Here is a 25,880-nt window from a genome sequence, read left to right as displayed (position 1 = left end):
GACGAATATCCGATTCAATCGCCCGATTCGACAGCCAGGCCGAAGAAGCCTCATCCCAAATTCCGAAATAAAGGGCGTGATGTGGATGCGCGACGATCAGCCGGCGATCATGGTCACCTTCACGCTTGGCGGGTTAAGTGGAATCAGCGTTTGATGAGTACAGCGGTGTCGGCGTGGCCGGCATCGTCGGTAAGGCGGACGAGGTAGGTTCCGCCACGCAACGGGGAGACATCGATGCTTTTCTCCGATAGGCTGGCGCTACCGGCAGAAATCGGCCCGGTGATCAAGGTCCGACCCAGCAGATCGATCACGTCGATCGTTGCACCATGGTCTGCACGCAAGGCATAGCCGATGGTGACGGTCTCGCCGGCGGGCATCGGAAATAACGAGAGGATGTGCGTGGCAGGAAGGGGGTGCGCGGGCTGTTCGTATCCGACATGGATGGCCGGGACGCCGTATGTGCGTCCGTCGATACGCGCATAGGTGAGGCCAGCTTCGTCGCCGTCCCAGTACTGATAGCTCACCAGACCGAAACCGGCGGCTATCACCTCCGAAACGAAAGGAACGAAAGGTACACGCTCGCCGAGATACTTGACGGCGGCAACCGGCACGACCGTGGTACCGATAAAAACCGTCGTGTCATATCGTCCCTCCACGATGGCTCGGGCTCCGAATTCCGCATCTACGCTGTCACCAAAATCCTTGTGATACCAGAAGAGGGTGGAGTCGATAGCCATGGTATCTTCGCCGGGATCCGCGAACGCGACGACGGCGCCAGCCGCATTATATCGCAGCCAGGCTGTGTGCGTGCGAATGAGGACCATGGAGTGATCGAACCCTTCTACGACATAGCGGAAATACCGGCGGTCCCCTACCAGCGTATCGGCGACGACGCGTTTCCGCTCATAAAAAGGGATGGCGGAAGCAAATCCATGACCTTCGTACTGCCACTCATTGCCCACGGCGAGCGGGAAATAGCGCCTGTGATCGAGGGTGTCCCGGATGATTTGCCCCTGCGCGGCGCCGGCGGATAGGAGGAGGGCCATGATGATGAACAGGGCTGAGCGGACGGGCTGTCGCGCACCATCCCGATAACCTGCCGTTGGATTCGGCCTCAAAAGAGCCGCAACGCGGCGACCCTCTGAGAAGCCCCCGTCTCCTGAGGCGGGGGCGGCGTCATGGATGGCAGGTGCGTTCATACGAGGCGGGAGAGGGGCGGGCAAAATGAATGGGTACATCGTCGGGTTACGGTCCCTGGGGGGGACCTAACCCCCATAACAAGGTTTTTGTCAAGGTAGCCCCAGATTTTCTTTCTGGCGCTGTATCGTAATCTACCAGGGTATACCTCGCCCGGCGGCGTGCTCGCTCGCACGTCGAATCTCAATAAAGGGCCGCACCGCAGGATCACGTTTGGTGTGTCCATCGACTCAGTTACGAGGCGTGGCAACCAAACCCCCATTCGGGCTTTGTGACTGGTTCAGTCGTGGAGCATTCGCTCCTGCCCAGATCCATGTCGGTGGCATGCTTGCTCCGTTCCCATTCCCGACCAGGAACGTCTACGGTTCAGTTAGACCGTCCGGGCTTCGGAGCAAGGGCCACGTCTCTTCTTTGACTCGGCTCAAGAGTTCGCCCTTGAACCGGCCATTGAATGCTTCCCCCTTCGTCCATACCTGATAGACAATCCGCGCCAGCTCCTTGGCTACCAACGTGCGCGCCAGCGCATCGGGTTTCTTTCGCTTCTTGCGCTGGTACCACGAGCGGATTTCGGGGTAATACTGTATCGCACGGAGGCTCGCCGTAGCAAAGACCATCTTCAAATACCGATTGCCCTCGCGCGAGCGTTTGTGCCGCGAACGCTCCGCCGAGTTATCGGCCCCGGGGACAAGTCGGCAGTAAGAAAAGAACTGTCGATCGCTCTCAAAGCGCGCGATGTCATCCACTTCCAGACGGATGGTAAAGGCGTTGATTTTGCCGATCCCAGGAATGCGTAACAAGCGTTGTACCTCCTCATCAGGTACCAGGTGCGCCTGCAGCGAATGCTCCAGCTGCTTGATCTGCTGCTGCAAGAGCACGATCTGCTCCTGGTGGCAACGCGCTGGAAGCTGCATCAGCTCAGGGAGGTCGTCCACCTGCTCGACATTCATCTTCTCTAGCAGACGATGGATCGAATTCTGCGCTGCGCTAGATCGCTCGACCAGCTTGAGCCGCGTGCGCAGCACGTCGCGCAGGGGTCTGAGCTCATCTGATATCATATGCGCCTCCGGAAGTAGATCGTTGCGAAGCAACTGAGCTAACATACGGGCGTCAGCGGAATCCGTTTTTACTTTCGCGCTCGTAATGGCCTTCACTTGCCTGGCATGGGCCAGGTGAAGCGTGAACGGAGCAGCACGCAGGGCATCTTTCACCCAGTACCATCCCGTCGTGGCTTCAACAACAATGTGGTGCTCGCTCTCTGGCGGCGCACAATCGGCGAAATAGTGACGCAAGACGTCGGGATGGCACCGAAACGTTGCCTGCGATACCGTCTCACCCCGGGCGTCGAGTGTGGTTGCGGTGATCGTTCGCTTGTGCAAATCAAGACCCGTGTAGTAGCGTGGCAGCGTTTCCATCATTGTCTCCAATGCAAGGTGGACAGGGCAACTCAGTGCATAGTACCTTGTTGGAAAGATCCCGACCTACGGTCGCGATGCGTCGATTATGGGACGAGCGACTGGTACACGGCGGCCTTGAACGACTCGCGGATGCCGGAGCCGACGTACGGGACGACCTGAATCATCAGGACGAGCACGAGGCGTTCGTGAGGGTCGACTTCATACACCGAGCCGTAGGCGCCGCTCCATCCGAACGACCCGACGGAGGCGAAGTCGTTCGCGCCGGCCCGGTCGGTGGTCTCGAAACCGAGTCCAAACCCGAGGCCGTTTTCGTTGTGCAGGTCGCCGACCTGGTTCGAGGTCATCAGCGCGACGGTATGCGGGGCGAGGTAGTGCACGCCGTCGAGCGTGCCGGCGTGTCGGATCATCTCCAGGAAGCGGGCATAGTCGCGGGCCGTCGATAGCAGGCCGGCGCCGCCGGCGAAGCTGACGCGCGGCCCGTCCACATAATCCCCCTGCCCCAGTGGCCCGTCGGGCGCGCGCTCCATCGTCCCGTCCGCGGCCGGGGTGTAGACGGCGGCGAGGCGAGAACGCTGGTCGGGCGGCATGAAGAACCAGGTGCTGCGCATCCCCAGCGGGCGCGTGATGCGTTCGGCGATGAAGGCGTCGAGCGACTGCCCGCTCTCGCGTTCGACGATACAGCCCAGGATGTCGGTGTTGTAGCCGTATACAAAGCGTTCGCCGGGCTGGGCCGTGAATGGGAGCGAGCCGAGCCGGTCGAGCCGTTCGCACGCCGGCTCCTCGAGGTGCGCGAAGTACCAGCCGTAGGCCTCGCCGTAGCCGAGGCCCTGTTCGAGGTACCGCTCGGCCAGCGCGGCGTCGCGGCCGTAGGAGATGCCGGCGGTGTGCGTCAGCAGATCGCGCACCAGGATGGGGCGCCGCGCCGGCACCATGACAACACCGGTGTCCGAGGGCACCGCGACCGTCGTTTTCGCAAACGTCGGCATCCAGCGGCTAACGGGCTCGTTCAGGTTGATGCGCCCCTCCTCCACCAGCATCAGCAGGGCAGCGCTGGTGATCGCCTTCGTCTGGGATGCGATGCGGAAGACGGTCTCTGTGGTCATCGGGCGCTTCGCTTCGCGGTCGGCCCAGCCCACGGCCCGCTCATAAACGACCTCGCCGTCGCGCAGCACGAGCCCGACCGCGCCGGCCACCCGGTTTTCACGGACGTACCGCTCGAGCACCGAATCGACCCGCGCCAGACGCGTCGCGTCGATATGCAACGTGGACGGCGTGCGGTCTTGCGCAAACCCGGCGATAGGGGCCAGGAGGAGCAGGATGAAGAGGAGTCGTTTCACGAAAGTGTGTTGGAAGGTAGGTGGATGGAGAGTCGCCATACTGCCACTCATTGCCCACAGCGAGCGGGGAATAATGTCGGTTGTCGAGCGTGTCAGGGATTACCTGGGCGCAAACAGGGGCACATATCAGCAGTGCAAGGATACCTGGAAACACGTCAGGGCAATCGCATGCTCTTCAAACGTGAGCATCTCCCGGTATGGGAGGTTTTGCGGTAAATAATGCCCCCATGCACCCAAACTCCCATACGCTTCTCACGGCCACGGCGAGAATGCGATTGCCCTGGGAAACACGTGAAGGGACGCCCATGCTGCGGATCGTGCACGGCCTTTGGCCGCAATAGAAGAATCTGTCCTCTTTTTCATGCGTTGATATCCCATATTGGATCGAAGAACCCATGACGCCACCCATTCAAACAGCTGCGGACGCCAATCCGACGCTTGAGCAACTCAAAGCCAAGGCATTTCCTGTGCTGAGTGCGTACGGCATCCGCCGCGCGGGGTTTATCGGTTCACGCGCCCGGGGAGACCATGCGCCGGACAGCGACCTGGATATCATGGTGGAATTTCCACACGATGGCAAGTACTCTCTGTTTGATCTCATCGAACTCCAGGATGCGCTGGAAAAAGCCGTTGGACTGTCTGTTCATGTCGTCGAGTATGACAACCCAAACAAGCAGTTCCTGGCTCGCGCGCTGCCCGATGAAGTAGCGATTTTTTGATTCCAAGCATGAAACCGACTCCACAAGATCGCCTGCAAGATATTGCCAGGGCGCTCGATCTGATAGACGCATTCAGCGCCAAGCATACGGAATCCACCTTTTGCGCTGACGAACGTGATCAATCGGCAGTCTGCTGGCAACTCCTCGCGATTGGAGAAGCTGCCGCAAGGCTACCAGAAGAATTTCGCATGCAACATGCAGGCTTACCATGGCAACAGCTGATAAGCACACGCAATTTCCTTGCACACGGGTATAACACGATCAAGCCCGAGCGAATCTGGGTGATCATTGTCGACCACCTACCGTCCCTGCGAAAAGACGTCCAGGACTTGCTTGCGAGAGGTTGAGCTTTTTTCGGTCATTCCACCCCGCACCACGCCTCGTCCGGCAGCCAGGCTTCGAGCCGGGCGGCGCGCCGGCGCTGGCGCGAAACGAATCCCCTATCCTCCTGTCCGATCGGTGAGCCGGGGGGCGTGTCGAGTTCGGTCCGATTTTCCATCTCCTCGTATTTCCGCGTCATGACCCGCTGGATGTCGTCGTAGATGAGGTCGCGATGGGCGATGGTTTCAGGGTCCCGGCCGCGGTTCTGCTCGAGCCACACCTGGATTTCGCGCAGGTTCAGGAGCGCGCGGGCGCGGACGGGGTACGCGGTGCCGGCGTTCGTCGCCAGGGCGAGCAGCTGATCGACCCATACCTGCTGTACGAGACGCTGGAGTTCGGCGTCGTAGTCGTCGCGGTCGACGCTGACGTCCCAGATGGCGTCGAACACGCGGGTGAGGACATCGCGGAATTCGGGCAGGTCGTCGTCGAAGTCGTGCTGGTTGACGAGCCGTGCGGCGCGTTCGGGGCGCAGGATCATCCCGAAGGTGAGGGAGGCGACGGCTTCCGCCGGCGCGTAGGGATCGAACGTGAGCCCGGTGTGTCCGTCGAACAGCTCGGGATGCGGGGCGTAGCCGGGCGGCCGCGGCGGAAGCTGGGTGCGCAGGTTCTGGGGTAGTCGCAGGGCCGCCGGCGTGACGGTTTTCAGCAGGGCGTCCAGCGCCTCTTTCTGCCGGGCGCCGGGGATGGCCTCGGGCAGCGCCTGCGTGTCGCCGCGGAGGGCGTAGGTGTAGTCGACCCCGCCGATTAGCTTGGCCACGGCCTCGATCTGGTAACGATGCCAGAGGTACACCGGCACCAGCGCCTCCTCCAGAGTGGCGAGCGGCCAGCCGGCACGGACGTTGCCGAGGCCGAACTGCGCGAGGGCGCGGGAGCGGACCTGCATGTCGTGTTCGAGGGTCAGGACCGGGTCGGAGCCATTATCCCACAGATGCGCGGCCGGATGGGCCCCTCCCTGCGGGCGGGCGTCGGTGTCCGAGATATAGAGCAGGCCGGCGTCGGACGCCTCGTCGAGGAGGCGGTTCAGTTCGGCGCGTTCGTCGACGCCGGCGGGGAACTGGCTGTAGCTGTAGCGGATCGCCACCTTGTCCCAGGCCCCGATGCCGGTGTCGTAGGCTTCGTCGAGTGTGAGGGCGCCGTCGGCGGTGAAGCGGATCAGCGGGGCGGGGTAATCCATGACCGAGGCGCGGTCGTTCACCGAGGAGGCGAAATTGTGCATCAGCCCCAGCGTGTGCCCGACCTCGTGGGCCGACAGCTGGCGGAGGCGGGCGAGGGCCATCGCGAGCATCGGGTCCGAGTCCGGCGGGAGGCCGGCGCCGTCGTTGCGGTAGGGCGAGAGGAGGCCGGCCGCGAGCAGGTAGTCCTGCCGCACGCGCAGCGAGCCGAGGCTGACGATCCCCTTGAGGATCTCGCCCGTGCGCGGGTCCGTCACGCTGCGGCCGTAGCTCCAGCCTCGCGTCGAGCGGTGGACCCACTGGATGACGTTGTAGCGGAGGTCCATCGCGTCGGCGGTGTCGGGCAGCATCTCGACGCGGAAGGCGTTGCGGAAACCGGCAGCCTCGTAGGCGTCCGCCCACCAGCGGGCGCCGTCGAGGAGGGCGCTCCGGATCGGCTCGGGGGTGCCGGGGTCGAGGTAATACACGATCGGTTCGACGGGATCGCTGACCGCCGCGTTCGGGTCGGCCTTGACGAGGCGGTGCCGCGCGAGGTAACGCACCTCCTTGGGCTCGCTGACGGGCGTGGCGTAGTCGACGAACTCGATGCCGTAGCTCCCGGATCGCGGATCGTACGGGCGCGGCGTGTAGCTGCCGAGTTCGGGGAGACGGACAAACGACTGCCGCATGCGGAGGGTTACGGCGTACGGGTCCGACGCGACGGCGCGGACGTACCTGCCTGGGTTGTCGGACAGGAAGGTCAGCTGGGCTTCCAGTTCGGTGTTGTCCGGGAAGGCTTTCGTTCGTTCGAGATAGACGGCGCTGCGCGAGCCTTCGAGGCGGAAGCTCCCCTGCTGCATGCCGTTGAGGGACCGGACGACGCCCATCGCGTCGCGGAGCACGAACGGGGTGATGTCCACCAGCGCCCGGTCACCGGTCTGGGCGGCGACGGTGAAGCCCCAGCCGATACTGGATGCGAAGGCGTCCGCCACGGCCGCGCGCTCGGCGGCGTTTTCGGTCAGCGCCCGGAACTGGAGGTTGGGCGCTTCCATCAGCACCTTCGGGCCGACGCGTTTGAACCGGACGACCTGTTCGCCGCCCATCAGGCCGCGGTCCAGCCCGACATCGTTCGACCCCAGGCCGGCCGGCAGGGACGGGACATACAGCAGATCGGTATCCCACACCCCGATCTCCATCCACAACTCACCCTTCGTCGCATCCCAGTAGAGCGGGAGGAAGCCGGCCTGGCGGGTCATGCCCTCCGTCTTGGCCTCGATGGTGGGCAGGTCCTGCGCCGATGACGCGGCGGGAAGGAGGAGCAGCACGAAAAGCAGAAAACGGGCAGGATGTATCGACATGGCAGATCGGATGGGGTCGCTTACGACGCAAAGGTCCCGCAAGACGGGCCAGCGCAGCGCAACCCGACGAGCAGAGAGGTCGCTCCTCGACCCCGGTAACTCCGGGAGCCCGTCGGGATGCCCGTAAAATACGCCCCCGGCGCGAATGCCTCCACCCGCCGAGCGATTACGTTTGGTTACGCCGCGTTTCGAATAGCGCCCGTTGCGGGGCGGCCGGCACGGATTCGGTCGACGCCGGCGGAAACGGATCGGTCGCGATTCTGCGCGCTTAAGCCGCGAATTTCAGGTAGAAACGACGTTTGGCATTACGAACCGGGAAACGGGACGCCGAGATTGGTCTGCTTCTCGCCTTCCACCGTCTCACACCAGCCCCCCGGTAGGCGACGGGTCTCCACCCATAGATTCGACCCGCGCAGGTCCCCGACCGCTACCGGCTTTCGTTTTCAGAACCATCCGAGTGTTGTATGACACGGATTTCGCGGCGTACCTCGATGGGCGCTCTCGCCCTGCTTCTCCTGACGGCGTCGGCGGTCCTGCCGGCGCAGGCGCAGCAGGCCACGCTGGCGCTCTCAGAAGCGACGGTAAGTCCGGAACAGACCTTCGCATTGAGTCTGACCACCAGCGATCTCACCGGCCTCAACGTCACCGCCTACAACGTCGTCCTCACCTACGACACCGCCAAGCTCACCGCGCAGAGCGTCTCGCTGGACGGCACCCTCAGCGGCCCCGACGCGGCCGGCATGACCCTCGTCTATAACAACGACACGCCCGGGACCCTTTCGATCGTGGCCGCCGGCGTCAAAGCCATCGTCGGCGCCGGGACGCTCGCCCACGTGCACTTCAAGGCGGGCGCTACCTCCGGCACGGCGGCGGTGGCCTTCGGAAGCATCATGCTGAACGAGGGCGATCCCGTCGCTACCGGCGCGACGGTCAACGTCACCATCCGCCCGATCCTCTTTGGCGATGCCTCCCAGAATGGCGAGGTGACGGCCTTCGACGCGGCCCAGATCCTCCAGCATGCCTCGGAGATCAACGTGCTCTCCGGCGCGGGCCTCGAGGCGGCGGACGTGTCGGCGAACGGCTCGGTATCTGCGTACGACGCGGCGCTGGTGCTCCAGCATGTCGCCGGCGCGGTGACCTGTTTTCCCGCGGCGAACGACTGCGTCGCCAAGCAGGGCGGCGAGACGCCGGAGCTGGCGCTCCGCTGGGGCCGGCCGTACGTACGGGATGGTGAGACCCGCGTCGACCTGATCGCGGCGACCGCGAACCGGGCGGTCCGCGCGCTCGAACTCGATGTCCACTTCGCCGGCGCGGTGCTGCGCGGCGTCGATGAACGCTCGGGCCGTGGCTGGGCGGCGGCCTACCGGGCGAGCGAGGCCGATCTGGCCCTGTCGCTGGCCTCCCCCGGTACGCTCGCGGCCGATACGCTGCTGACGCTCCGCTTCGCCGGCCAGCCCGATCTCGCGGCGGCCGAGGCGCGGCTCCAGCTGAACGAGCAGGCGATGGCACGCGTCGCCATCGACGTCACCGATACGCAGCCGGCGACGTTCCATCTGTCGCAGAATTACCCGAACCCGTTTAATCCCTCCACCCGCATCCAGTTTGCGCTGAACGACGCCGCCCCCGTCCGGCTCGCGGTGTACGACCTGCTGGGCCGGGAAGTCCGCACCCTCGTCGACGCCACCCGCGCGGCCGGTACCCACACCGTCACGTTCGACGCCGGCGACCTCCCCAGCGGTGTGTATTTCTACCGCATCGAAGCCGGCGCCGCGTCGGAGACGCGCCGCATGGTGCTGATGAAATAGAGGCCGGATTGCAGCGAACGGCGAAGCCGACGGTAACCTTGACTTTGAGTCGCCTCGCGACTCGCGAATAGCACCTCCCCCCGAAGCATATCTAGACCCTGACCAGGCAAACGACGCGGGCCGCACCCCATCCTCTCCGGTGCGGCCCGCGCTGTTTTTGTTTCGGCTTCTAAAAAATTTCCCCAAAACAGAGAGATCCTATTCGGACGGAACGAGTAGGAGGAAACGCAACGTTTTTTCGTGCTCTTTATTCATCTTTATTCATACGAACTGACCGTCCGCACGTCGAGCGAGGAAGCAGGTCGATCACGGCGAAACCGCTTTTTTTGCAGCCGCTTGGTAGTCGCCCCCTGCATCGTATCCGGAGTCTCCGCTCCCCGCTCTTGCCGATCCCTGCAGTCCGTGCGCCGACGCAGTCATAGAAGATTTTATTCCTGATGGAAGCTACCGCAACCTTGACCCCGGGGCGCATCGTCCAGATCATCGGTCCCGTTGTTGACGTCGAATTTCCGGCCAGTGCCGTTCCCGACATTCTGGACGCCCTGACGATCGATCGCGGCGAAGCCGGCACGCTCGTGCTCGAGGTGCAGCAGCACCTCGGCGAGAACCGCGTCCGTACGATCGCGATGGACTCCACCGACGGCCTCACGCGCGGCACGACGGTGAATAACAGCGGTCAGCCGATCGCGATGCCGACGGGCGACGAGATCCGCGGCCGGCTGTTCAATGTCGTCGGCCAGGCCATCGACGGGCTTCCGCAGCCGAAGGTGAAGACGAACCGCCCCATCCATCAGGAGCCGCCGCCGTTCGACCAGCTCGCGGCGTCGACCGAGATGCTGGAGACGGGCATCAAGGTGGTGGACCTCCTCGAACCGTATGCGCGCGGCGGCAAGATCGGCCTCTTCGGGGGCGCCGGCGTGGGCAAGACGGTGCTCATCATGGAGCTCATCAACAACATCGCCAAGGCGCACGACGGTCTGTCGGTGTTCGCCGGCGTGGGCGAGCGTACCCGTGAAGGCAACGACCTCCTCCGCGAAATGCTCGAAAGCCGCGTGGTGGATTATGGCGACGACTTCATCCATGCCATGGAGAAGGGCGAGTGGGATCTCTCGAAGGTCGACCTCGAAGCGACGAAAAAGAGCAGCCTCGCCCTCGTGTTCGGCCAGATGAACGAACCCCCCGGGGCCCGCGCCCGCGTGGCCCTCTCGGGGCTGACGATCGCCGAATACTTCCGCGACCTCGGCGGCCGCGACGTGCTCTTCTTCATCGACAACATCTTCCGGTTCACGCAGGCCGGCTCCGAAGTGTCCGCCCTCCTCGGCCGCATGCCGAGCGCCGTGGGCTATCAGCCGACGCTCGCCACGGAGATGGGCCAGATGCAGGAACGCATCACCTCGACCAAGACCGGCTCCATCACCTCGGTGCAGGCCGTCTACGTACCGGCGGACGACCTCACGGACCCCGCGCCGGCGACCACCTTCGCCCACCTCGACGCCACGACGGTGCTCTCGCGCCAGATCTCGTCGCTGGGCATCTACCCGGCCATCGACCCGCTGGACTCCACGAGCCGCATCCTCGACCCGCGCGTCATCGGCGACGATCACTACAACACGGCGCAGGAAGTGAAACAGCTCCTCCAGCGCTACAAGGAACTGCAGGACATCATCGCCATCCTCGGCATGGACGAACTGAGCGACGACGACAAGCTGGTCGTCGGCCGCGCGCGCCGCGCCCAGCGCTACATGTCGCAGCCGTTCTTTGTCGCCCAGCAGTTCACGGGCTTCGAGGGCAAGTACGTCAAGATCGACGACACCATCCGCGGCTTCAAGATGATCCTCAACGGCGAACTCGACCACTACCCCGAAGGCGCCTTTGCGTACAAGGGCGTGATCGAAGAAGTCATCGCCGCCGGCGAGAAGATGCTTGCGGAAGGCTGACGCCTTCGCGTTCAAGGTGTTGGGTTCAAGGCTCAAGGAAGGGCGCGTAGCTCACCTTGAGCCCTGAACCTCGAACATTAAACCGACTTTCCATGCCAGGTACTTTCTACGTAGATATCGTCTCTCCCAGCGGCAGCGTGTACCGCGGCGAGGCGGAGCGGGTGCGGGCGCCGGGTGTGGCCGGCACGTTCGAGGTGCTCCACAACCACGCTCCGATGATCGCGGCGATCGATATCGGTCCGCTGTATGTGACCACGCCGGCGGGAGAACGCATCGCTTTCGCCACGACGGGCGGATTCGTCGAGGTGCTCAACAACACGGTGACGATCCTCGCCGAGACGGCGGAGCCGGCGTCGGCGATCGACGTCGAGCGCGCGAAGGCTTCCGAGGCGCGCGCGCTGGCCCGGCTGTCCACGGGCAACGAGGCTGACAAGGAACGCGCCAAGCGCGCGCTCGAACGGGCGCGTCTGCGGGTGAGTATGGCCCAGGTGGGCACGCAACGCCGCACCTGATTCCTCCCCCACGCCCATGCAACTCGAGGACCTGCCCTCTCCGGCGATACTGATCGAGGATCGTCGACTCGATGCCAACCTGCGCCGCATGCAGGCGCGGGCGAGAACGCAGCAGGTCGCCCTGCGTCCCCACACGAAAACGCACAAATCGATCCGCCTCGCGCGGCGTCAGCGCGATCTCGGCGCCCGGGGCATTACGGTGGCGAAGGTCGGCGAGGCGGAGGTGTTCGCGGAAGCCGGCTTCGACGACATCCGTCTGGCCTACACCCCCGTCAGCGACCGCGACTTCGCGCGGCTTCTGGTGTTGATGGAACGCGCCCGCATCTCTTTCTGCGTGGATACCGACGAAGGCGCCCAGGCGGCGTCGGCCTTTTTCGCAAGGCACGGCCGCGAGGCCGAAGTGCTCATCGAAGTCGATTGCGGCTATGGCCGATGCGGCGTGCCGTGGGATCATCCGCGGGCCGTCCAGTTCGCGCAACACGTCAACAGCCTGCCTGGACTCCAGCTCCGGGGCATTCTGACGCACGCCGGCCACGCCTACCACGGCCCCAAGATTACGGAGACCGCGGAAGACGCGCTGCGCCGCGTCAGCGCCGAGGAGCGGGACCGCATGCTCGATTTCGCCGGCCGGCTCCATCTGCTCGGGCTCATCCGCCCGAATGCCGAGGATGCCGGGCCCGACCGATTCGAGATCAGCATCGGGTCGACGCCGACCATGCGGTTTTTCGAGAACCGGGTCGATCAGGGCTTTACGGTCACCGAAATCCGCCCCGGAAACTACGTCTTCAACGATGCCATCCAGGTGGCGCTCGGCGTGGCCAATCTCCCGGAGTGCGCGCTGACGGTGCAGGCCACCGTCATCAGCCGGCATCGCGACAAAACGGGCGCCGACCGGCTGTTCCTCGATGCCGGAAAGAAGGTCTTCACCTCGGATACGGGCTACAACACCCAGGGCCACGGCATCCTCCTCTACAACGCCCGCACCATGCAGCGGCTGCCGCACGCCCAACTCGTCGGCCTCTCCGAGGAGCACGGCTGGGTGCGCGTCCCGGGCGGCGCCACGCTGGACATCGGGGCGTTGGTGCGCATCGTGCCGAACCACGCGTGCGTCGTGATGAACAACTTCGACACGGTCTACCTGGTCGAGGGCGATGAGGTGCTGGAGGAGATTCGGGTGGATGCGCGGGGCCGCGTGAACTGATGACGCCGTGGGGGGTCACGCGGTGAGGAGGGCTTCGTCCCGATCGGCCGGCAGGAGGTACGGGCCCGTCGCCGGCTGCTCGGCGATGGCGTTCGTGACGCGTTCGATCTCGTCGAGATCGACATACGGACCCTGAAGCCGGATGAGCCGGCTGCCTTTCATGTATAACAAATCGCCGCGGCCGACGAGCTCTTCGGCCCCGTTCTGATCGAGGATCGTCCGCGAGTCCACTTTCGTGGCGACCTGGTACGCGATCCGGGCCGGGAAATTGGCTTTGATGAGGCCCGTCACCACGTCGACCGACGGCCGCTGCGTGGCGACCACCAGATGGATGCCGACAGCCCTGGCCATCTGGGCGAGGCGGGCGATGGGGGCTTCGACGACCTTCCCGCTGCTCAGCATCAGATCCGCCAGCTCGTCGATCACCACCACCAGGAACGGCATCGGGCGATGGCCGTCGCGTTCCAGCAGGCCGCCCCACCGGCATCGGGCGTTGTACTCGGCGATGCTGCGCACGCCGGCGCGGGCGAGGCGGTCGTAGCGCTCTTCCATCTCGCGTTCGCACCGCTGCAGCACCTGCAGCGCCGGCGCCACGTCGGTGATGACCGGCGTATCGATCAGGTCGGGGTCGGCGGCGAGGTAGTGCTTCGCGAGGCGGGCGTAGACCTGCAGTTCGATTTTTTTGGGGTCGATGAATACAAATTTCAGCGACTCGGGCGGACAGGCGTACAGCAGTCCGACGATGAGGCTGTTGAGGCCGACCGACTTGCCCGCTCCGGTCGCGCCGGCGATCAGGAGATGCGGCATCGTCGTCAGGTCGTCGACGTACACCTCGCCCTCAATGGTTTTTCCGAGGACGAGCGGCAGCGCGTACTGCGTGGTCGAGAATGCGTGCGAGGCGATGAGGTCGCGCACCCGGACCAGCTCCCGGTGCCGGTTGGGCACCTCGACGCCGATGGCCGACTTCCCGGGGATTGGCGCGATCATGCGAAGACTCGGGGCGGCGATGGCCATCGCGAGGTCGTCCCGCAGCGAGCGGATGCTGCTGATCTTGACGCCGGGCGCGAGGCCCAGTTCATAACGGGTGACGGTCGGGCCGACGATCGTGTGGAGGTCGTCGACTTCGACGTGAAACGTCGACAGCGCGTCGAGCAATTCGCGCTGCTGGTCCTGTCGTTCGTGGTCTTCCGGCCGCGCCGGCGCGTCGCCGGCATCGAGCAGGCTCAACGCGAGGCGCCGGGCAGGCTCGGCTTCCTCGATGGGCTCGTGCGCCTCCGTCTGCGCGGGGGCCGGCTTTTCACGCGGCTCCGGGGCGAAGGGGTCCGCCGCCGTCCGGGTCGTGGCGCGAGGCACGACGGCATGGTGCACATAGCCGATTTCGATGGGGTGCGATACCGCCGGCGCCGGTTCGATGGGCGGGTGGAGCCGCATGCCGCCGTCGAGGCGCCGCGCGAGGCGCGTTCGCCAGCGTCGGAAGGTCGAGCGCAGGGCGCGGAGCTTCCGGCGCGCGGCCGGCAGATACCCCTCCCGGATCGTCGGCAGGGCGACGAGCAGGCAGGCGAGCTGCACGAAGGCGAGAAAGACGATCGACCCGGGCGCGCCGATGGCTCGGATCAGCCAGCCGGCCATCGCCGTGCCGGCGGCTCCGCCGTAGAACGACAGGTTGACGTGGACGACCAGGCCGAACCACCCCAGGATCGTGCTGGCGGCCAGCATGTCGACCACGGTGGTGGCGGCCAGGAGCGGCGCGCGGCCGGGGGCTCGTTTCCGGAGCAGTTGGTACCCGCACAGGAAGACGAATAGCACAGGGATGAGGGCCGCGTAGCCCAGATTCGGGACGAGCCAGTACGCCAGGCCCGCGCCGGCCATCCCGACGGCGTTGCGCGCCGGGCCGGCGTCGAGGCCGAACGCCGCATCGGCCAGGCGGTCGTCGGACGGGTGGTAGGACAGGATCGACATCGCGAGCATGACGGCGAAGCCGACGAGCAGCAGACCGAGCAGTTCGAGCTTGCGGTCGCGGGGAAGGACTGGTGCGTGAACGGATGGGTGCATGGTACGAACGTACGGACGGGTTTTATGTGCGTTGAGATCGCCTCGCAGGGCGAACCCGTGTATCTTCTACCGAGCTTCCCGTTTTTGCCACGGTCGACGAATCATTCCCCATGACCGGATTCAGCGCACTGGACTATGCCGTGCTCGCCGTGTACCTCGCGGCGCTGGCCGGCATGGGCGTGTTTTTCGCCCGGAGGGAGACGACCACGGCCGACTTCTTCCTCGCGGGCCGGCGCGTTCCCTGGTGGGCGGCCGGCCTGAGCATCTTCGGCACCCAGCTCAGCGCGATCACGTTCATGGCTATCCCGGCGAAGACCTACGCCGAGGACTGGTCCTATTTTTTCGGGCAGATGGCCATCGTAGCGATCGCGCCGGTGGTCGTGTATTATTACCTGCCGTATTTCCGCCGGCTCGACGTGGCCTCCGCCTACGAATACCTCGAGCGCCGATTCGATCGCCGCGTCCGCTGGTTCGGGAGCGCGTCGTTCGTCCTGTTTCAGCTCGGCAGGATGGGCATCGTGCTGGCGCTGCCGGCCATCGCGCTATCGACCGTGACCGGCATCGATGTCTACGTCTGCATCCTCGCGATGGGCGTGCTGGCCACGCTCTACACCGCGCTGGGCGGCATCGAGGCCGTCATCTGGACGGACGTGGTGCAGGTGGTGGTCCTGCTCGGCGGGGCGGCGCTCAGCCTGATCTGGATCGCTTTCCACGTCGACGGCGGCGCCGCGGAGATCGGCCGCATCGGGGAAGCGGCGGGGAAGTGGCGAGCGTTCGATTGGGCGTTCGACGCGACCGCGCCGACGATCTGGGTGGTGTTTGTCGGCAACCTGTTCGCCAACCTGGTGCCCTACACGACGGATCAGACGGTCATCCAGCGGTATCTCACCACGCCGGATGAGCGGCAGGCGGCCCGGTCGATCTGGACCAACGCCGTGCTCACCGTCCCGGCATCGCTGACGTTTTTTACGATGGGCACGGCGCTTTTCGCGTTTTACCAGGTTCACCCCGCCTCGCTGCCGGCCGGCCTGGCCGGCGATGCCATCTTCCCGTGGTTCATCGCGCACGAGCTGCCGCCCGGGGTGTCGGGCCTCGTGATCGCGGCGCTCTTCGCGGCGGCGATGTCGAGCATCGACAGCAGTATGAACAGCGTGGCGACATCGCTGGTCGAAGACGTCTATCGGCTGGCGCGTCCGAACGAGCCGGATGCGGCGTATCTCCGCCTGGCGCGCCGGCTTACGGTAGGGCTCGGGGTGCTGGGAACGTCGGCCGCCCTCGCGCTCGCCACGTTCGAGGTGAAATCGCTCTGGGATGTGTTTCTTCAACTCGTGGGGCTCTTCGGTGGCAGTCTGGCCGGCGTCTTCGCCCTCGGGATGTTCACCCGCCGCGCCGACGCCCGCGGCGCGTGGGTCGGGGCCCTCGCCAGCGCCGCGATCCTTTTCGGCGTGCAGCGTTATACTTCACTGCATTTTTTCCTCTACGCCGGCGTGGGCGTCGTATCGTGTTTCGTCATCGGGCTCGCCGCCAGCCGAAGGCGTTCCACGATGTGATCTTTCGATCCGTTTGCCGTGTTCCATTTGCCCAGCGAGATCCCATGGTCCTGTTCCAGGTCGACGCGTTCACCCGTAGCCCGTACTCCGGCAACCCGGCCGGCGTCTGCATCCTCGATCGACCCGCCGATGCGCGCTGGATGCAGGATGTGGCCCGCGAGATGAATCTGGCTGAAACGGCCTATCTGTTACCGGAGGCCGACGGCTATCGGCTGCGGTGGTTTACGCCGACGGTGGAAGTCGACCTCTGCGGTCACGCCACGCTCGCCAGCGCGCATGTCCTCTGGGAGCAGGGCGTGCTGCCGGCGGACCGGACCGCCGTGTTCCACACCCGCAGCGGCCGGCTGACGGCCGAACGCCGGGGCGACCGGATCGAACTGGATTTCCCCACGGAAGCCCCGTCGCCGGCCGCGGCGCCCATCGAGCTGTACGGCCTGGGCGCCGAGCCCGTGTACGTCGGGGCGAATCGGATGGACTATCTCGTCGAGATCGCCGACGCCGACAGGCTGCGCGCGATGCGTCCGGACATGACCGCGCTACGCCAGATCCCGGTGCGCGGCATCATCGTCACCGCGCAAAGCGACGACCCGGCGTACGATTTCATCTCCCGGTTTTTTGCCCCCGCCGCCGGCGTCGACGAGGACCCGGTCACCGGCTCGGCGCACTGCTGCCTCGGGCCGTACTGGGCGCAGAAGCTCGGCAAAACGGACCTGCGGGCCTACCAGGCGTCGCCACGGGGCGGGGCGGTGGGTGTTCGCGTGGCCGGCGAACGGACGTACCTCCTGGGCGAGGCTGTTACCGTGATGCGGATCGAACTGCTCGTTTGAGGAGAGGCGGTTCGCCGCCGGCATGATGGGGGGATTTTTGCCCTGGCGAGGGGGGCGTTAGCCATTGCAAAGCGAGGCTAGACCCCCGATCTTGTAAACTCAGGTACAATCGGCACCTCCATGCGCATCGCTTCGCCACAATTCTATCGCCCGCTGCTTATCTCCCTGTTCGCCCTGTCGATCGGATGGGCGCAACCCGACCCGTCGTCCGCCGCTTCGTACGGTGCGGTGGAAGACCTCGCGGCGGATTACGGCCGGGATCGGTTGGATGCGCATACCTCATCGGTGGTTGTGGAGGCGTCCGACTCCCTCGCGCTCGTGGCCCTCTACGAGTTAGCCCGTGGCCCCCAGTGGGCGCAAAATGCCGGCTGGCTCACCGCCCCCGTCCGCTTCTGGTATGGCGTTACCGTTACGGACGGCAGGGTGACGCATATCAGCCTTCCAGAAAACCGCATGGGGGGAGCCGGCAGCACATCGTTACCGCTCGAGATCGGCGACCTGACCTTTCTGCAGGTGCTGGATCTCCATGGCAATTCCCTGCTGGGCGACGTGCCAGAGACGATCACCCGGCTGTCGCACCTCGAGGAGCTCTACCTGAATGACAACCTGCTTCGCAGCCTGCCCGATTTGAGCGGGCTGGGCGATCAGGCGCTCCGGGTGGTCGATGTCTCCGGAAACCGCCTCACTTTCGACGACCTGGAGCCGAATGCCGGCCAGCGGTTTACGTTCACGTATGCCCCGCAGGGCAGTTTCAACCTGCCGGTATCGCCGCGATCAGCCTACGAAGGCGATGCGGTCACGCTGGCGGCCGGGGATGGCGGCGCGCAGAGCCGCTTTCAGTGGTACCTGGACGGGGTCGCCCTGGAAGGAGCGAACGCATCGACCTATACGATTTCTGAAGCGACGGATGCGAACGCGGGCCCGTACGAAGTGGAAGTCACGAATCCACTCTTTCCAGAGCTTGTCCTGCGCAGCGACCCCAAAACGCTGGCCCTGTATCGGCGCAACGAGCTGCAATGGCTCGACATCGGTTCGTACCAGAATGGGTACCCTGTTAGTGGCGCGCACATCGACCAGGGCAGCGGTACGGTGGGGATGCAGTACCCGGCTATCCTCCGGTTCTCGAATCATCTGCGGTACTCGGCGTTCTGGGTCGGTGTGAGGGATTGGACGGATGATTCGGGGTCGAACTATCCGTACTACGTGGCGCGCATCGGAGGCAGCGCTGGAAGCCGTAATGGGGAGGCCGAGTCGCCGGTTCCGATCGAACATCGACTCATCGGGCGGTATGCGGATACCGTGGTGGAGGTCGATGGCGTACCCTCCTTCGACAAAAATACGGTGCTCGACGATGTCGACCCGACCCTGCCGGCCGATCGGATGGTCCATTCCGTCCGCAATCTATCCATGGGCATAACGGTCGAGCAGAAGGCGTACGCCTATACGAACGAATACAACGACAACTACCACCTGATCGACTACGCCTACTGCAACACCGGCAATATCGACGAGGATGAGGAGGTCGAACTCCCGGATCAGACGCTGCACGACGTCTACTTTTTCTGGAGCCGTGCCTGGCGAGGCGCCGAGCAGGCGTCCCGCGTCACCTCCAACGATCAGGCCTGGGGCCGGTACACGACGTACGATGTGGTCGGCGACGGCCATGAGCCATATCCCGTCGATTTTACGGCGCAGTATGGCTGGGTGGGGTGGGGTCTTGGCACCTCCTCCTACTATGAGCTCGGAGGGCCGGTCAATTTCAGCGACGGAGAATACATCGCCCGCAACGATACGGTCGGCCGGCTTTCCGCCGCGACGATGATGGGCGCGGAAACCCTGCATGCCGATCGCTCCACGACGGATGCTTCGTACGATCGGGGACAGCCCAGCGTCATGTCCTTCCATCAGAACGACGGTCCGTATAACCACGACGGCCTGACGCACGAGGACTACTACCGGCTGGGCATCCTGGGGCCGACGCTCAGCCCCGAAGAAGCCGAGTGCATCCCCTGCCGGCGTGTGTATCCGCATTTCGCCGATCAGAACCAGCCGGACGGTACATTCTGGACGCTCACCGACGCCACGCGGCTCACGGGATTGCAGGCCGGCGGACATGCCGCCACGGCCGGCTACGGACCCTACGAGATGGCCCCCGGGGAATGTGTGAACATCACAGTGGCGGAAGGCGTCGCCGGCCTCAGCTTCGACGCCGCCACGCGCATCGGGCGCGCGTTCAAACGCGGCGGAAGTGATCGGGACACCGAACGGATCGCGTACGATGCGGATGGCGACGGCCGGATCGATTCGACGGGGTTCGACTACGACCAGGTGTTTACGGGCGCGGAGGCCCTGACGAAGAACCAGTGGGTCATGAGCGCGCGCGACTCGCTGTTCCAGGCGTTCAACCGCGCACAGGCCGTCTTCGAGGCGAGCGACGGTTTTTCGGTATACCCGATGGCCGAACCGCCCCATCCGCCCTCCCGCTTCAGCCTCCGCAGCCGGCCACCAGATGCGATTGACCTCGAATGGACGCCGGCGACCGACGGCCCCGCAGTGGACCGCTGGGAGCTGTTCCGCACGGAGGGCTGGGTGGACAACCTGTATGGCAACGGATGCCTCGACGACCCGTCCGTGGCCTGCGGCTACGAGCGCGTCGCGACGCTTCCAGCGGATACCCGCGTCTACACCGACACCGACGTCTCTCCGGACGCCGCCTATTATTATTACCTCCAGGCCGTCGGGAAGCCGCAACCCGAATCCAACGACGCGATTTCCGGCACCCCGGGCGGGGTGCCGCTGCGGAGCGGCCGGTACCTGACGCAGACGTATTCGCCCGTCTCGCCGGCCGGACCGGCGGTGCAACCCGAACCGTTGCCTGAGGGCATCGGTCAGCTGGCCCAGTTCCCCAACCCGTTTCTGGACCAGACGACGATCCGGTATATCATTCCACAAACCACGACCGTGAAGCTGGTCGTGTACGACGTGCTGGGTCGCGAGGTCGAGCGACTGGTCGACGGCGTTCAGGCCGCCGGCCTGCACGAGGTCGTGTTTCATCCCGGCGGGGTGCTGGCAAGCGGGGTGTATTTCTACACGCTCGAAGCCGGGGATCTGAAGGAGACGGGCAAGATGGTGCGGCTGCGCTGAGGCCTCTGGGGAATGCCGTTCACGACCCGCGGGGGTCCGGCGGGGGGGCGACGGGGTCCGGACGCGGGTCGCCCATCCAGTAGCGTGGGCCGGCGCCGAGGCCGGCGGCGCGGTCCGCCGGGTTGACCAGGTGGCATTTTTCCATCGAGAGGCAGCCGCAACCGATGCAGTCGGTGAGGGTGTCGCGGAGCCGTATCAGTTCGGCGATGCGCGTGTCGATGCGCGCGGCCCAGCCGGCCGACAACTTTTCCCAGTCTTCCTTCACAGCCAGCCGGTCGTCCGGCAAGAGCGCCAGTTCTTCAGCGATCTCTTCCAGGGTCAGCCCCACCCGCTGGGCGAAGAGGATGAACGCCACCCGGCGGATCGTGGCGCGGGGATACATGCGGTAGCCGGAGGCGTTGCGAAAGGACTGGATCAGGCCCTTTTCCTCGTAAAATCGGAGTGCGGACGTCGCGACGCCGCAGCGTTCGGCGAGTTTGCCAATCGAGAACGGGACGTAGAGCGAAGCGATGCCGCCGGCGGCGTGTGTGTCGGGCATGACAATATACGTGTGGCAGGTTTCGGTGGAAATTTAACGCGAACCGCTTCTTGCCTTCAAGTGAACTTGAAGGTTTGTCTTGCCGGCGTTTCGTTCATCTCCCATTCCGACGCCATGTTCACGCTGTACATCCTGATCAAATGCCTTCACATCGTCGCCGCGACCATCTGGTTCGGGGGCAATTTTATCATCGCGCTGCTCCACCTGCGTGCCGCCCGATCCGGCGACTGGGAGGCGGTGACCACCCTCGGCCGGCAGGGCGGGTTTGTGGGGGGCGCCGTCATGGCGCCGGCCGCGGCGGTCGCCCTGATCACCGGCATCGTCCTGACGGTGCAGGGCGGGTTCCGGTTCGACATGGTCTGGATCGTGTGGGGGCTCGTCGGACTCATCCTGTCGTGGTTCGTCCTGAGCGCCACCCTGATCCGGAAAGCCGGCATCGAACTGGGCCGGGCGGCGCAGGAGGGCGGCCCGGCGGATCCCCGGGTGGCCGGACTCCATCGCCGGATGATGCGGCTGACCTTCCTCAACCTCGCGGTGCTGCTGTCCGTACTGGTCGTCATGGTCGCCAAACCCGTCTGATCGCGCTCCCACGAACCAGCATCCGGTATCCTGCCATGCCTACCGTCATCCGATCCAACGCGCTCGTCCCGAGCCCCGGCGGCACGATCCTCTTCGAGGGCGGGCCCCACGGGGCCAACGTTTCCTTTTTTCTGGTCGACAACGAACCCGGCGCCGGCCCCGCGCTGCATGTCCACCCGTACCCGGAAACGTGGATTGTCCGTGAGGGGCGCGCCCGCTTCACGGTAGACGGGGAGGTGATCGAGGCCGGCGCCGGCGACATCGTGGTGGTGGAAGCCGAGACCCCGCACCGGTTCAAGAACATCGGTGAGGATCGGCTTGAAATCATCTGCATCCATCCTTCCAACCGCGTGATCCAGCGGGATCTCGAAACGGAGCGGCCCGAAGTGTAGCGGCCCGAAGTATAGCGGGCGAATCCCGAGCCGCGCCGCGGTGAGGGCGCGGCCTACATGCGATCGATTCGTTCCGATTACAGCTTCCCGGAGTGGCGCGTCCTACCCTGTCACTACTTGTCCCTGAGATTTTCCACCATCACCAAAGGGAGGTTGATCTACCATGAACGGCACGATCGTACGAATGCCTGCGGATGCAGGTGACGTCAGAATACCCGAACACCGCCCGGCCACGACCCCATCGTTGCTGGGTCTTCTTCTGCTGGCCGCGATCCTCACCGGCTGTGTGAATTCAGGCGCTTTTTACGCCGCCAATCGCACGAGCGTCGAACTCGGCGAAGCCAATTTCAGGATCGTCGCGCTCAACGCGCAGGGCCAGGCCGAGGCCGGCTATATCCTCGGGTTCTCGGCCAGCCAGGGGGGGCAGGCCACGACGCTGGCGCTCTTCCGGGTCGAGGGAGAAGGGCTGCTCTACAAGGCGGCCGTCGAAGACCTGTGGGCGCAATTCGAGGCGCAGCACGGGGCGGTGGGCAACCGCCGGCTGGCGCTGGTGAACGTCCAGTTCGACGCCGACGCGAGCAACTATCTTGGCCTTTATTCGAAGTCGGTCGTGTCCGTTCGCGCGGACGTCGTCGAGTTCGAATAGCAGATTAACGCGTTGTTGACGTATCGTACGCTGAGCGCTCGGACTACGGGTTGGAACCGTCGACATCGACCCGGCTATCAAGCTCATGCACACAGGTTCACAAATGACCTATGATTTCGGCCATCGACGACATCACGCATAAGCTGGAGAAAAAGCCCGAGGTGGCCCGGGTGCTCTTATTTGGGTCCCGCGCCAGGGTTGATCATGATGCTCGTTCCGATATCGATCTGGCCATCGATTGCCCTGCGGCTTCTCGCGAGCAGTGGCAGCGGATCCGTGAAGAGGTCGATCGTACCAGAACGCTGCTTTTTATCGACGTAGTTCGATTTGATACGGCGCCGCAGTCGCTTCGCGACCGCATCCTCGAGGAAGGCATAGTGCTTTATGAGCGTTGAGAAGATTCGACAATCGATGGAAAATCTAGGGCGAGCCCTGGATCGGTTGGGCGATGCGCTCCGAGCGGAGCGGAGTGAGTTGACCGTGGATGCAACCATCCAACGTTTCGAGTTTTGTGTCGAGCTTTTCTGGAAAACGCTTCGTCGCCAGCTTGAATATGAAGGGGTTGAATCCAGAAGTCCGCGTGAGGCACTCAAGCACGCGTACCCACAACGATGGCTCCGTGCTGAGACCGTATGGCTCGACATGCTGGACGATCGCAACAGGACGTCGCATCTGTACGACCAGCAGATGGCCGAGGAGATCTACCAGCACATCATCACGTATTATGACGAACTCGCGTTTACCTACGCGTTCCTGCGGGATCGTTTTTCGGATCTGCTTCGGTAGCCGAAACCGTTTGCCGGCCTTGCTCCGGCGCTGGTGAACGTCGAGTTCGACTAGGCGTCAGCCGGCGTCGCTGCCTCCGCCGAAGTGCCGGTAGCCGCGATTCTCGAGGGGGATGACGGCGCCTTCGGGCGTCTGGATGCGGACGCCTTCCGAGGCGTCGGTGACGGTGCCGATGACTTTGAACGTGGAGGCCTCCATGCGGGCGAGCGTTTCCTCGGGCATGGTGAAGAGCAGTTCGTAGTCCTCGCCGCCATAGAGGGCGTATGTATCCGCATCCTGCGAGAAGTGGGCCGCGGCGCGGCGGGTCTCTTCGTGGATGGGGAGCGCCTTGGCATCGAGCAGGGCGCCGACGCCGCTGTTGCGACAGAGGTGCAGGACCTCGGAGGCCAGGCCGTCCGAGATGTCGATCAGGGCGTTCGGCTGGATGCCGGCTTGATGCCAGGCGCGCACGATGCCCATGCGCGCGGCCGGCGTCAGCTGCCGGCGGATGACGTAGCCGAATTCCTTGAGGTCGGGCTTGTAGTCCTGGCCGATGCGTTGCAGCATGGCGCGCTGGTCGAGCAGGATGCGCAGGCCGGCGAAGGCGCCGCCGAGATCGCCGGTGACGCACAGCTTGTCGCCGGCCCGGGCGCCGCTCCGGTAGACCACCTGGTCCTCGCGGGCCTCGCCGATCACGGTGACGGAAATCGTCATTTTCTGCGCGGCCGTCGTGTCGCCGCCGAGCAGCGCGACGCCGTACGCCTCGCAGGCTGTCTTCATGCCCTGGTAGAAGTCGTCGACCATCTCCACCGAGACGTCGTGCGGCAGACCCAGCGCGATGGTGGCGAATCGGGGGATGGCATTCATGGCCGCGATGTCGCTCACATTGACGCCGATCGATTTGGCGCCGAGGTGTTTCATCGGGGCAAAGGTGCGGTCGAAATGCACCGACTCGATGAGGGCGTCGGTGGTGACAACATGGACCCGCCCCTCGCCGATGCGGTACACGGCGGCATCGTCGCCGATGCTCTTCAGGATGTCGCCATCGGCCGGCTTGCCGAGGACGGCCTGGATGCGGTCGATCAATCCGAACTCGCCCACGGTGCTGATGGGCGTGAAGGTGGCTTCCGTTGAGTGCATGTCGACTTCGTCTGGGGCGGCACACCGCGACCGGCGCGGTGCGACAGGGTGGGCTATCGCGAGGGCAGGCAGATTTTCCCGGCGATCGCCGGCTTCGATGCGCCGGTGACGCCCGGCATCCCGGTGGGGACGCGCTGCATGGTTTCATGACCGAGCACGGCGAAGCAGAGCGCCTCCTTGGCGTCGGCGTCGAGGCCGTATTGGTCGGTCGTGTACACGCGAACCGGGGCGAGGCGTTCCGTGAGGGCGTCCATCAGCACCGGATTGCGCACACCTCCGCCCGAGGCGATCACGGCGTCGATCGCATGGCGCGGGGCGACGATGCGCTCCATCGCATCGGCGACCGAGGCGGCGGTGTAGGCGGTGACGGTGGCGACGAGATCCTCGCGCCGGCAGGCGGGGCCGGCCTCGGCGACCAGCCAGTCGACGAACGCCTGCCCGTAATACTCTCGGCCGGTCGATTTCGGGGGGATTCTGGCCAGATACGGGTCGGCGAGCAAAACGTCCAGCACGTCTTGCACGACGGCGCCGGAGGCGGCGATGCGGCCGTCGAGGTCGAACGCCCGATGAAAAAATCGCTGCGCGAGCGCGTCGATGAGCATGTTGCCCGGACCGGTGTCGAAGGCGAACACCCCGGCGGGCGGGGCGCCGGCGGGCAGGATCGTGACGTTGGCGATGCCGCCGATGTTGAGGAGCGCCCGGTTTTCGGCCGGGTCGCCAAAAAAGACATAATCGAAATACGGCACGAGCGGCGCGCCCTGACCGCCGAGGGCCATGTCGGCCATGCGGAAGTCGCCTACCACCGGGACGCCGAGCAGGTTGGCGAGGGTCGATCCGTCGCCGATCTGGAGGGTGGAGCGGGTCGGCGCTCCGGCGCAGTCTTCGGCGTCGGGGACGTGCTGCACCGTCTGGCCGTGGAGGCCGACCAGATCGAGGTCCTCTGGCGTCAACTCCACGCGTTCCAGCGCGGTGCGGATGGCGTCGGCGTAGACGTGGGCGAGGCGGACGTTGAGCTGCGAGAGGTCGCGTACGGACGACGATTCGGGCGCCGAGTTGGCGAGCAGGAGGTCGCGCAGGTCTGCCCGGTAGGGAATGCTGGAGAAGGCGACCAGTTCGATGTCCATGCCCGGGCCGGAGCCGGCGAGGCGGGCGAGAGCCACGTCCACCCCGTCGAGCGAGGTGCCGCTCATGACGCCGGCGACGAGCCGGACAGGCGGTGGGGCGTCGGGCATCG

General features: G+C 65.0%; 22 protein-coding genes. 14 read left to right on the top strand and 8 right to left on the bottom strand.

The window, feature by feature from the left end; translation table 11 throughout:
* Nucleotides 1-143: 143 nt before the first annotated feature.
* The 3 genes from R2834_20845 to R2834_20835 form a co-directional block, all read right to left on the bottom strand.
* Nucleotides 144-1,046: a T9SS type A sorting domain-containing protein gene (locus R2834_20845; GenBank protein MEZ4702793.1), complete on the bottom strand. Its 903-nt coding sequence runs from the start codon at nucleotides 1,044-1,046 to the stop codon at nucleotides 144-146.
* A 510-nt stretch (nucleotides 1,047-1,556) separates the two neighbouring features.
* Nucleotides 1,557-2,612: an IS110 family transposase gene (locus R2834_20840; GenBank protein ID MEZ4702792.1), complete on the bottom strand. Its 1,056-nt coding sequence runs from the start codon at nucleotides 2,610-2,612 to the stop codon at nucleotides 1,557-1,559.
* 83 nt (nucleotides 2,613-2,695) lie between these two features.
* Entirely contained in the window at nucleotides 2,696-3,949 is a 1,254-nt protein-coding gene (locus R2834_20835) for a serine hydrolase domain-containing protein (GenBank protein MEZ4702791.1), read from the bottom strand.
* 395 nt (nucleotides 3,950-4,344) lie between these two features.
* On the opposite strand from R2834_20835, the gene R2834_20830 reads away from it, so the two are divergent.
* Together R2834_20830 and R2834_20825 are read left to right on the top strand one after the other, a co-directional pair.
* Nucleotides 4,345-4,668, top strand: a complete 324-nt coding sequence (locus tag R2834_20830; GenBank protein ID MEZ4702790.1) for a nucleotidyltransferase domain-containing protein — start codon at nucleotides 4,345-4,347, stop codon at nucleotides 4,666-4,668.
* Nucleotides 4,669-4,676: 8 nt separating this feature from the next.
* Complete coding sequence (locus tag R2834_20825; protein ID MEZ4702789.1) at nucleotides 4,677-5,015, top strand: HepT-like ribonuclease domain-containing protein; 339 nt, start codon at nucleotides 4,677-4,679, stop codon at nucleotides 5,013-5,015.
* Nucleotides 5,016-5,026: 11 nt separating this feature from the next.
* On the opposite strand, the gene R2834_20820 is transcribed toward R2834_20825, so the two are convergent.
* A complete protein-coding gene (locus tag R2834_20820; GenBank protein MEZ4702788.1) occupies nucleotides 5,027-7,558 on the bottom strand; it encodes a zinc-dependent metalloprotease in 2,532 nt (843 codons plus the stop codon).
* Nucleotides 7,559-8,022: 464 nt separating this feature from the next.
* Between R2834_20820 and R2834_20815 the strand changes: the two genes are divergently transcribed.
* The 4 genes from R2834_20815 to R2834_20800 all read left to right on the top strand — a co-directional run bounded on the left by R2834_20815 (nucleotide 8,023) and on the right by R2834_20800 (nucleotide 13,013).
* Nucleotides 8,023-9,363 (top strand): T9SS type A sorting domain-containing protein, encoded by a 1,341-nt coding sequence (locus tag R2834_20815; GenBank protein ID MEZ4702787.1) that lies wholly within the window; start codon nucleotides 8,023-8,025, stop codon nucleotides 9,361-9,363.
* Between the two features lie 437 nt (nucleotides 9,364-9,800).
* Nucleotides 9,801-11,300 (top strand): F0F1 ATP synthase subunit beta, encoded by a 1,500-nt coding sequence (atpD, locus tag R2834_20810; GenBank protein ID MEZ4702786.1) that lies wholly within the window; start codon nucleotides 9,801-9,803, stop codon nucleotides 11,298-11,300.
* A gap of 92 nt (nucleotides 11,301-11,392) precedes the next feature.
* Nucleotides 11,393-11,812, top strand: a complete 420-nt coding sequence (gene atpC, locus R2834_20805) for an ATP synthase F1 subunit epsilon (protein MEZ4702785.1) — start codon at nucleotides 11,393-11,395, stop codon at nucleotides 11,810-11,812.
* Nucleotides 11,813-11,828: 16 nt separating this feature from the next.
* Nucleotides 11,829-13,013 (top strand): alanine racemase, encoded by a 1,185-nt coding sequence (locus R2834_20800; protein MEZ4702784.1) that lies wholly within the window; start codon nucleotides 11,829-11,831, stop codon nucleotides 13,011-13,013.
* A gap of 15 nt (nucleotides 13,014-13,028) precedes the next feature.
* On the opposite strand, the gene R2834_20795 is transcribed toward R2834_20800, so the two are convergent.
* Nucleotides 13,029-15,065: a DNA translocase FtsK 4TM domain-containing protein gene (locus R2834_20795; protein MEZ4702783.1), complete on the bottom strand. Its 2,037-nt coding sequence runs from the start codon at nucleotides 15,063-15,065 to the stop codon at nucleotides 13,029-13,031.
* A gap of 110 nt (nucleotides 15,066-15,175) precedes the next feature.
* Here R2834_20795 and R2834_20790 point away from each other — a divergent pair, with 110 nt between their 5' ends.
* The 3 genes from R2834_20790 (at nucleotide 15,176) to R2834_20780 (ending at nucleotide 20,586) form a co-directional block, all read left to right on the top strand.
* On the top strand, nucleotides 15,176-16,615 hold the full coding sequence (locus R2834_20790; GenBank protein ID MEZ4702782.1) for a sodium:solute symporter: 1,440 nt from the start codon (nucleotides 15,176-15,178) through the stop codon (nucleotides 16,613-16,615).
* Between the two features lie 44 nt (nucleotides 16,616-16,659).
* Nucleotides 16,660-17,442: a PhzF family phenazine biosynthesis protein gene (locus R2834_20785; protein MEZ4702781.1), complete on the top strand. Its 783-nt coding sequence runs from the start codon at nucleotides 16,660-16,662 to the stop codon at nucleotides 17,440-17,442.
* A gap of 120 nt (nucleotides 17,443-17,562) precedes the next feature.
* Nucleotides 17,563-20,586, top strand: a complete 3,024-nt coding sequence (locus R2834_20780; GenBank protein MEZ4702780.1) for a T9SS type A sorting domain-containing protein — start codon at nucleotides 17,563-17,565, stop codon at nucleotides 20,584-20,586.
* A 19-nt stretch (nucleotides 20,587-20,605) separates the two neighbouring features.
* Here the strand turns inward: R2834_20780 and soxR are convergent, their stop codons facing one another.
* A complete protein-coding gene (gene soxR / locus R2834_20775; protein ID MEZ4702779.1) occupies nucleotides 20,606-21,124 on the bottom strand; it encodes a redox-sensitive transcriptional activator SoxR in 519 nt (172 codons plus the stop codon).
* Between the two features lie 114 nt (nucleotides 21,125-21,238).
* Between soxR and R2834_20770 the strand changes: the two genes are divergently transcribed.
* The 5 genes from R2834_20770 to R2834_20750 all read left to right on the top strand — a co-directional run bounded on the left by R2834_20770 (nucleotide 21,239) and on the right by R2834_20750 (nucleotide 23,527).
* Nucleotides 21,239-21,703, top strand: coding sequence for a DUF2269 family protein (locus tag R2834_20770; protein MEZ4702778.1), 465 nt, complete (start codon nucleotides 21,239-21,241; stop codon nucleotides 21,701-21,703).
* A 35-nt stretch (nucleotides 21,704-21,738) separates the two neighbouring features.
* Complete coding sequence (locus tag R2834_20765) at nucleotides 21,739-22,095, top strand: cupin domain-containing protein (protein MEZ4702777.1); 357 nt, start codon at nucleotides 21,739-21,741, stop codon at nucleotides 22,093-22,095.
* Between the two features lie 244 nt (nucleotides 22,096-22,339).
* Nucleotides 22,340-22,741, top strand: a complete 402-nt coding sequence (locus R2834_20760) for a DUF6567 family protein (GenBank protein ID MEZ4702776.1) — start codon at nucleotides 22,340-22,342, stop codon at nucleotides 22,739-22,741.
* 110 nt (nucleotides 22,742-22,851) lie between these two features.
* Nucleotides 22,852-23,136: a nucleotidyltransferase domain-containing protein gene (locus tag R2834_20755; GenBank protein ID MEZ4702775.1), complete on the top strand. Its 285-nt coding sequence runs from the start codon at nucleotides 22,852-22,854 to the stop codon at nucleotides 23,134-23,136.
* Nucleotides 23,126-23,527, top strand: coding sequence for an HI0074 family nucleotidyltransferase substrate-binding subunit (locus R2834_20750; GenBank protein ID MEZ4702774.1), 402 nt, complete (start codon nucleotides 23,126-23,128; stop codon nucleotides 23,525-23,527). Before R2834_20755 ends, R2834_20750 begins: the two co-directional genes overlap by 11 nt.
* Nucleotides 23,528-23,584: 57 nt before the next feature.
* Here the strand turns inward: R2834_20750 and thiL are convergent, their stop codons facing one another.
* Both thiL and R2834_20740 read right to left on the bottom strand, forming a co-directional pair.
* Nucleotides 23,585-24,646 (bottom strand): thiamine-phosphate kinase, encoded by a 1,062-nt coding sequence (gene thiL, locus R2834_20745; GenBank protein MEZ4702773.1) that lies wholly within the window; start codon nucleotides 24,644-24,646, stop codon nucleotides 23,585-23,587.
* A 53-nt stretch (nucleotides 24,647-24,699) separates the two neighbouring features.
* Nucleotides 24,700-25,878 (bottom strand): anhydro-N-acetylmuramic acid kinase, encoded by a 1,179-nt coding sequence (locus R2834_20740; GenBank protein MEZ4702772.1) that lies wholly within the window; start codon nucleotides 25,876-25,878, stop codon nucleotides 24,700-24,702.
* Nucleotides 25,879-25,880: the final 2 nt, after the last annotated feature.

It is taken from the genome of Rhodothermales bacterium, assembly GCA_041391505.1.
Lineage (GTDB): Bacteria > Bacteroidota > Rhodothermia > Rhodothermales > JAHQVL01 > JAWKNW01.
This window is presented reverse-complemented; position numbering and strand designations above follow the sequence as displayed.

Bases quoted from the DNA above. Each gene is read 5' to 3' on its own strand.
- R2834_20825 (MEZ4702789.1), top strand. From the start codon at position 4,677: ATGAAACCGACTCCACAAGATCGCCTGCAAGATATTGCCAGGGCGCTC.
- R2834_20790 (MEZ4702782.1), top strand. From the start codon at position 15,176: ATGACCGGATTCAGCGCACTGGACTATGCCGTGCTCGCCGTGTACCTC.
- R2834_20820 (MEZ4702788.1), bottom strand. From the start codon at position 7,558: ATGTCGATACATCCTGCCCGTTTTCTGCTTTTCGTGCTGCTCCTCCTT.
- atpC (MEZ4702785.1), top strand. From the start codon at position 11,393: ATGCCAGGTACTTTCTACGTAGATATCGTCTCTCCCAGCGGCAGCGTG.
- R2834_20845 (MEZ4702793.1), bottom strand. From the start codon at position 1,046: ATGGCCCTCCTCCTATCCGCCGGCGCCGCGCAGGGGCAAATCATCCGG.
- R2834_20770 (MEZ4702778.1), top strand. From the start codon at position 21,239: ATGTTCACGCTGTACATCCTGATCAAATGCCTTCACATCGTCGCCGCG.
- R2834_20750 (MEZ4702774.1), top strand. From the start codon at position 23,126: ATGAGCGTTGAGAAGATTCGACAATCGATGGAAAATCTAGGGCGAGCC.
- R2834_20840 (MEZ4702792.1), bottom strand. From the start codon at position 2,612: ATGATGGAAACGCTGCCACGCTACTACACGGGTCTTGATTTGCACAAG.
- R2834_20815 (MEZ4702787.1), top strand. From the start codon at position 8,023: ATGACACGGATTTCGCGGCGTACCTCGATGGGCGCTCTCGCCCTGCTT.
- R2834_20785 (MEZ4702781.1), top strand. From the start codon at position 16,660: ATGGTCCTGTTCCAGGTCGACGCGTTCACCCGTAGCCCGTACTCCGGC.
- thiL (MEZ4702773.1), bottom strand. From the start codon at position 24,646: ATGCACTCAACGGAAGCCACCTTCACGCCCATCAGCACCGTGGGCGAG.
- soxR (MEZ4702779.1), bottom strand. From the start codon at position 21,124: ATGCCCGACACACACGCCGCCGGCGGCATCGCTTCGCTCTACGTCCCG.
- R2834_20765 (MEZ4702777.1), top strand. From the start codon at position 21,739: ATGCCTACCGTCATCCGATCCAACGCGCTCGTCCCGAGCCCCGGCGGC.
- R2834_20795 (MEZ4702783.1), bottom strand. From the start codon at position 15,065: ATGCACCCATCCGTTCACGCACCAGTCCTTCCCCGCGACCGCAAGCTC.
- R2834_20740 (MEZ4702772.1), bottom strand. From the start codon at position 25,878: ATGCCCGACGCCCCACCGCCTGTCCGGCTCGTCGCCGGCGTCATGAGC.
- R2834_20755 (MEZ4702775.1), top strand. From the start codon at position 22,852: ATGATTTCGGCCATCGACGACATCACGCATAAGCTGGAGAAAAAGCCC.
- R2834_20800 (MEZ4702784.1), top strand. From the start codon at position 11,829: ATGCAACTCGAGGACCTGCCCTCTCCGGCGATACTGATCGAGGATCGT.
- R2834_20780 (MEZ4702780.1), top strand. From the start codon at position 17,563: ATGCGCATCGCTTCGCCACAATTCTATCGCCCGCTGCTTATCTCCCTG.
- atpD (MEZ4702786.1), top strand. From the start codon at position 9,801: ATGGAAGCTACCGCAACCTTGACCCCGGGGCGCATCGTCCAGATCATC.
- R2834_20830 (MEZ4702790.1), top strand. From the start codon at position 4,345: ATGACGCCACCCATTCAAACAGCTGCGGACGCCAATCCGACGCTTGAG.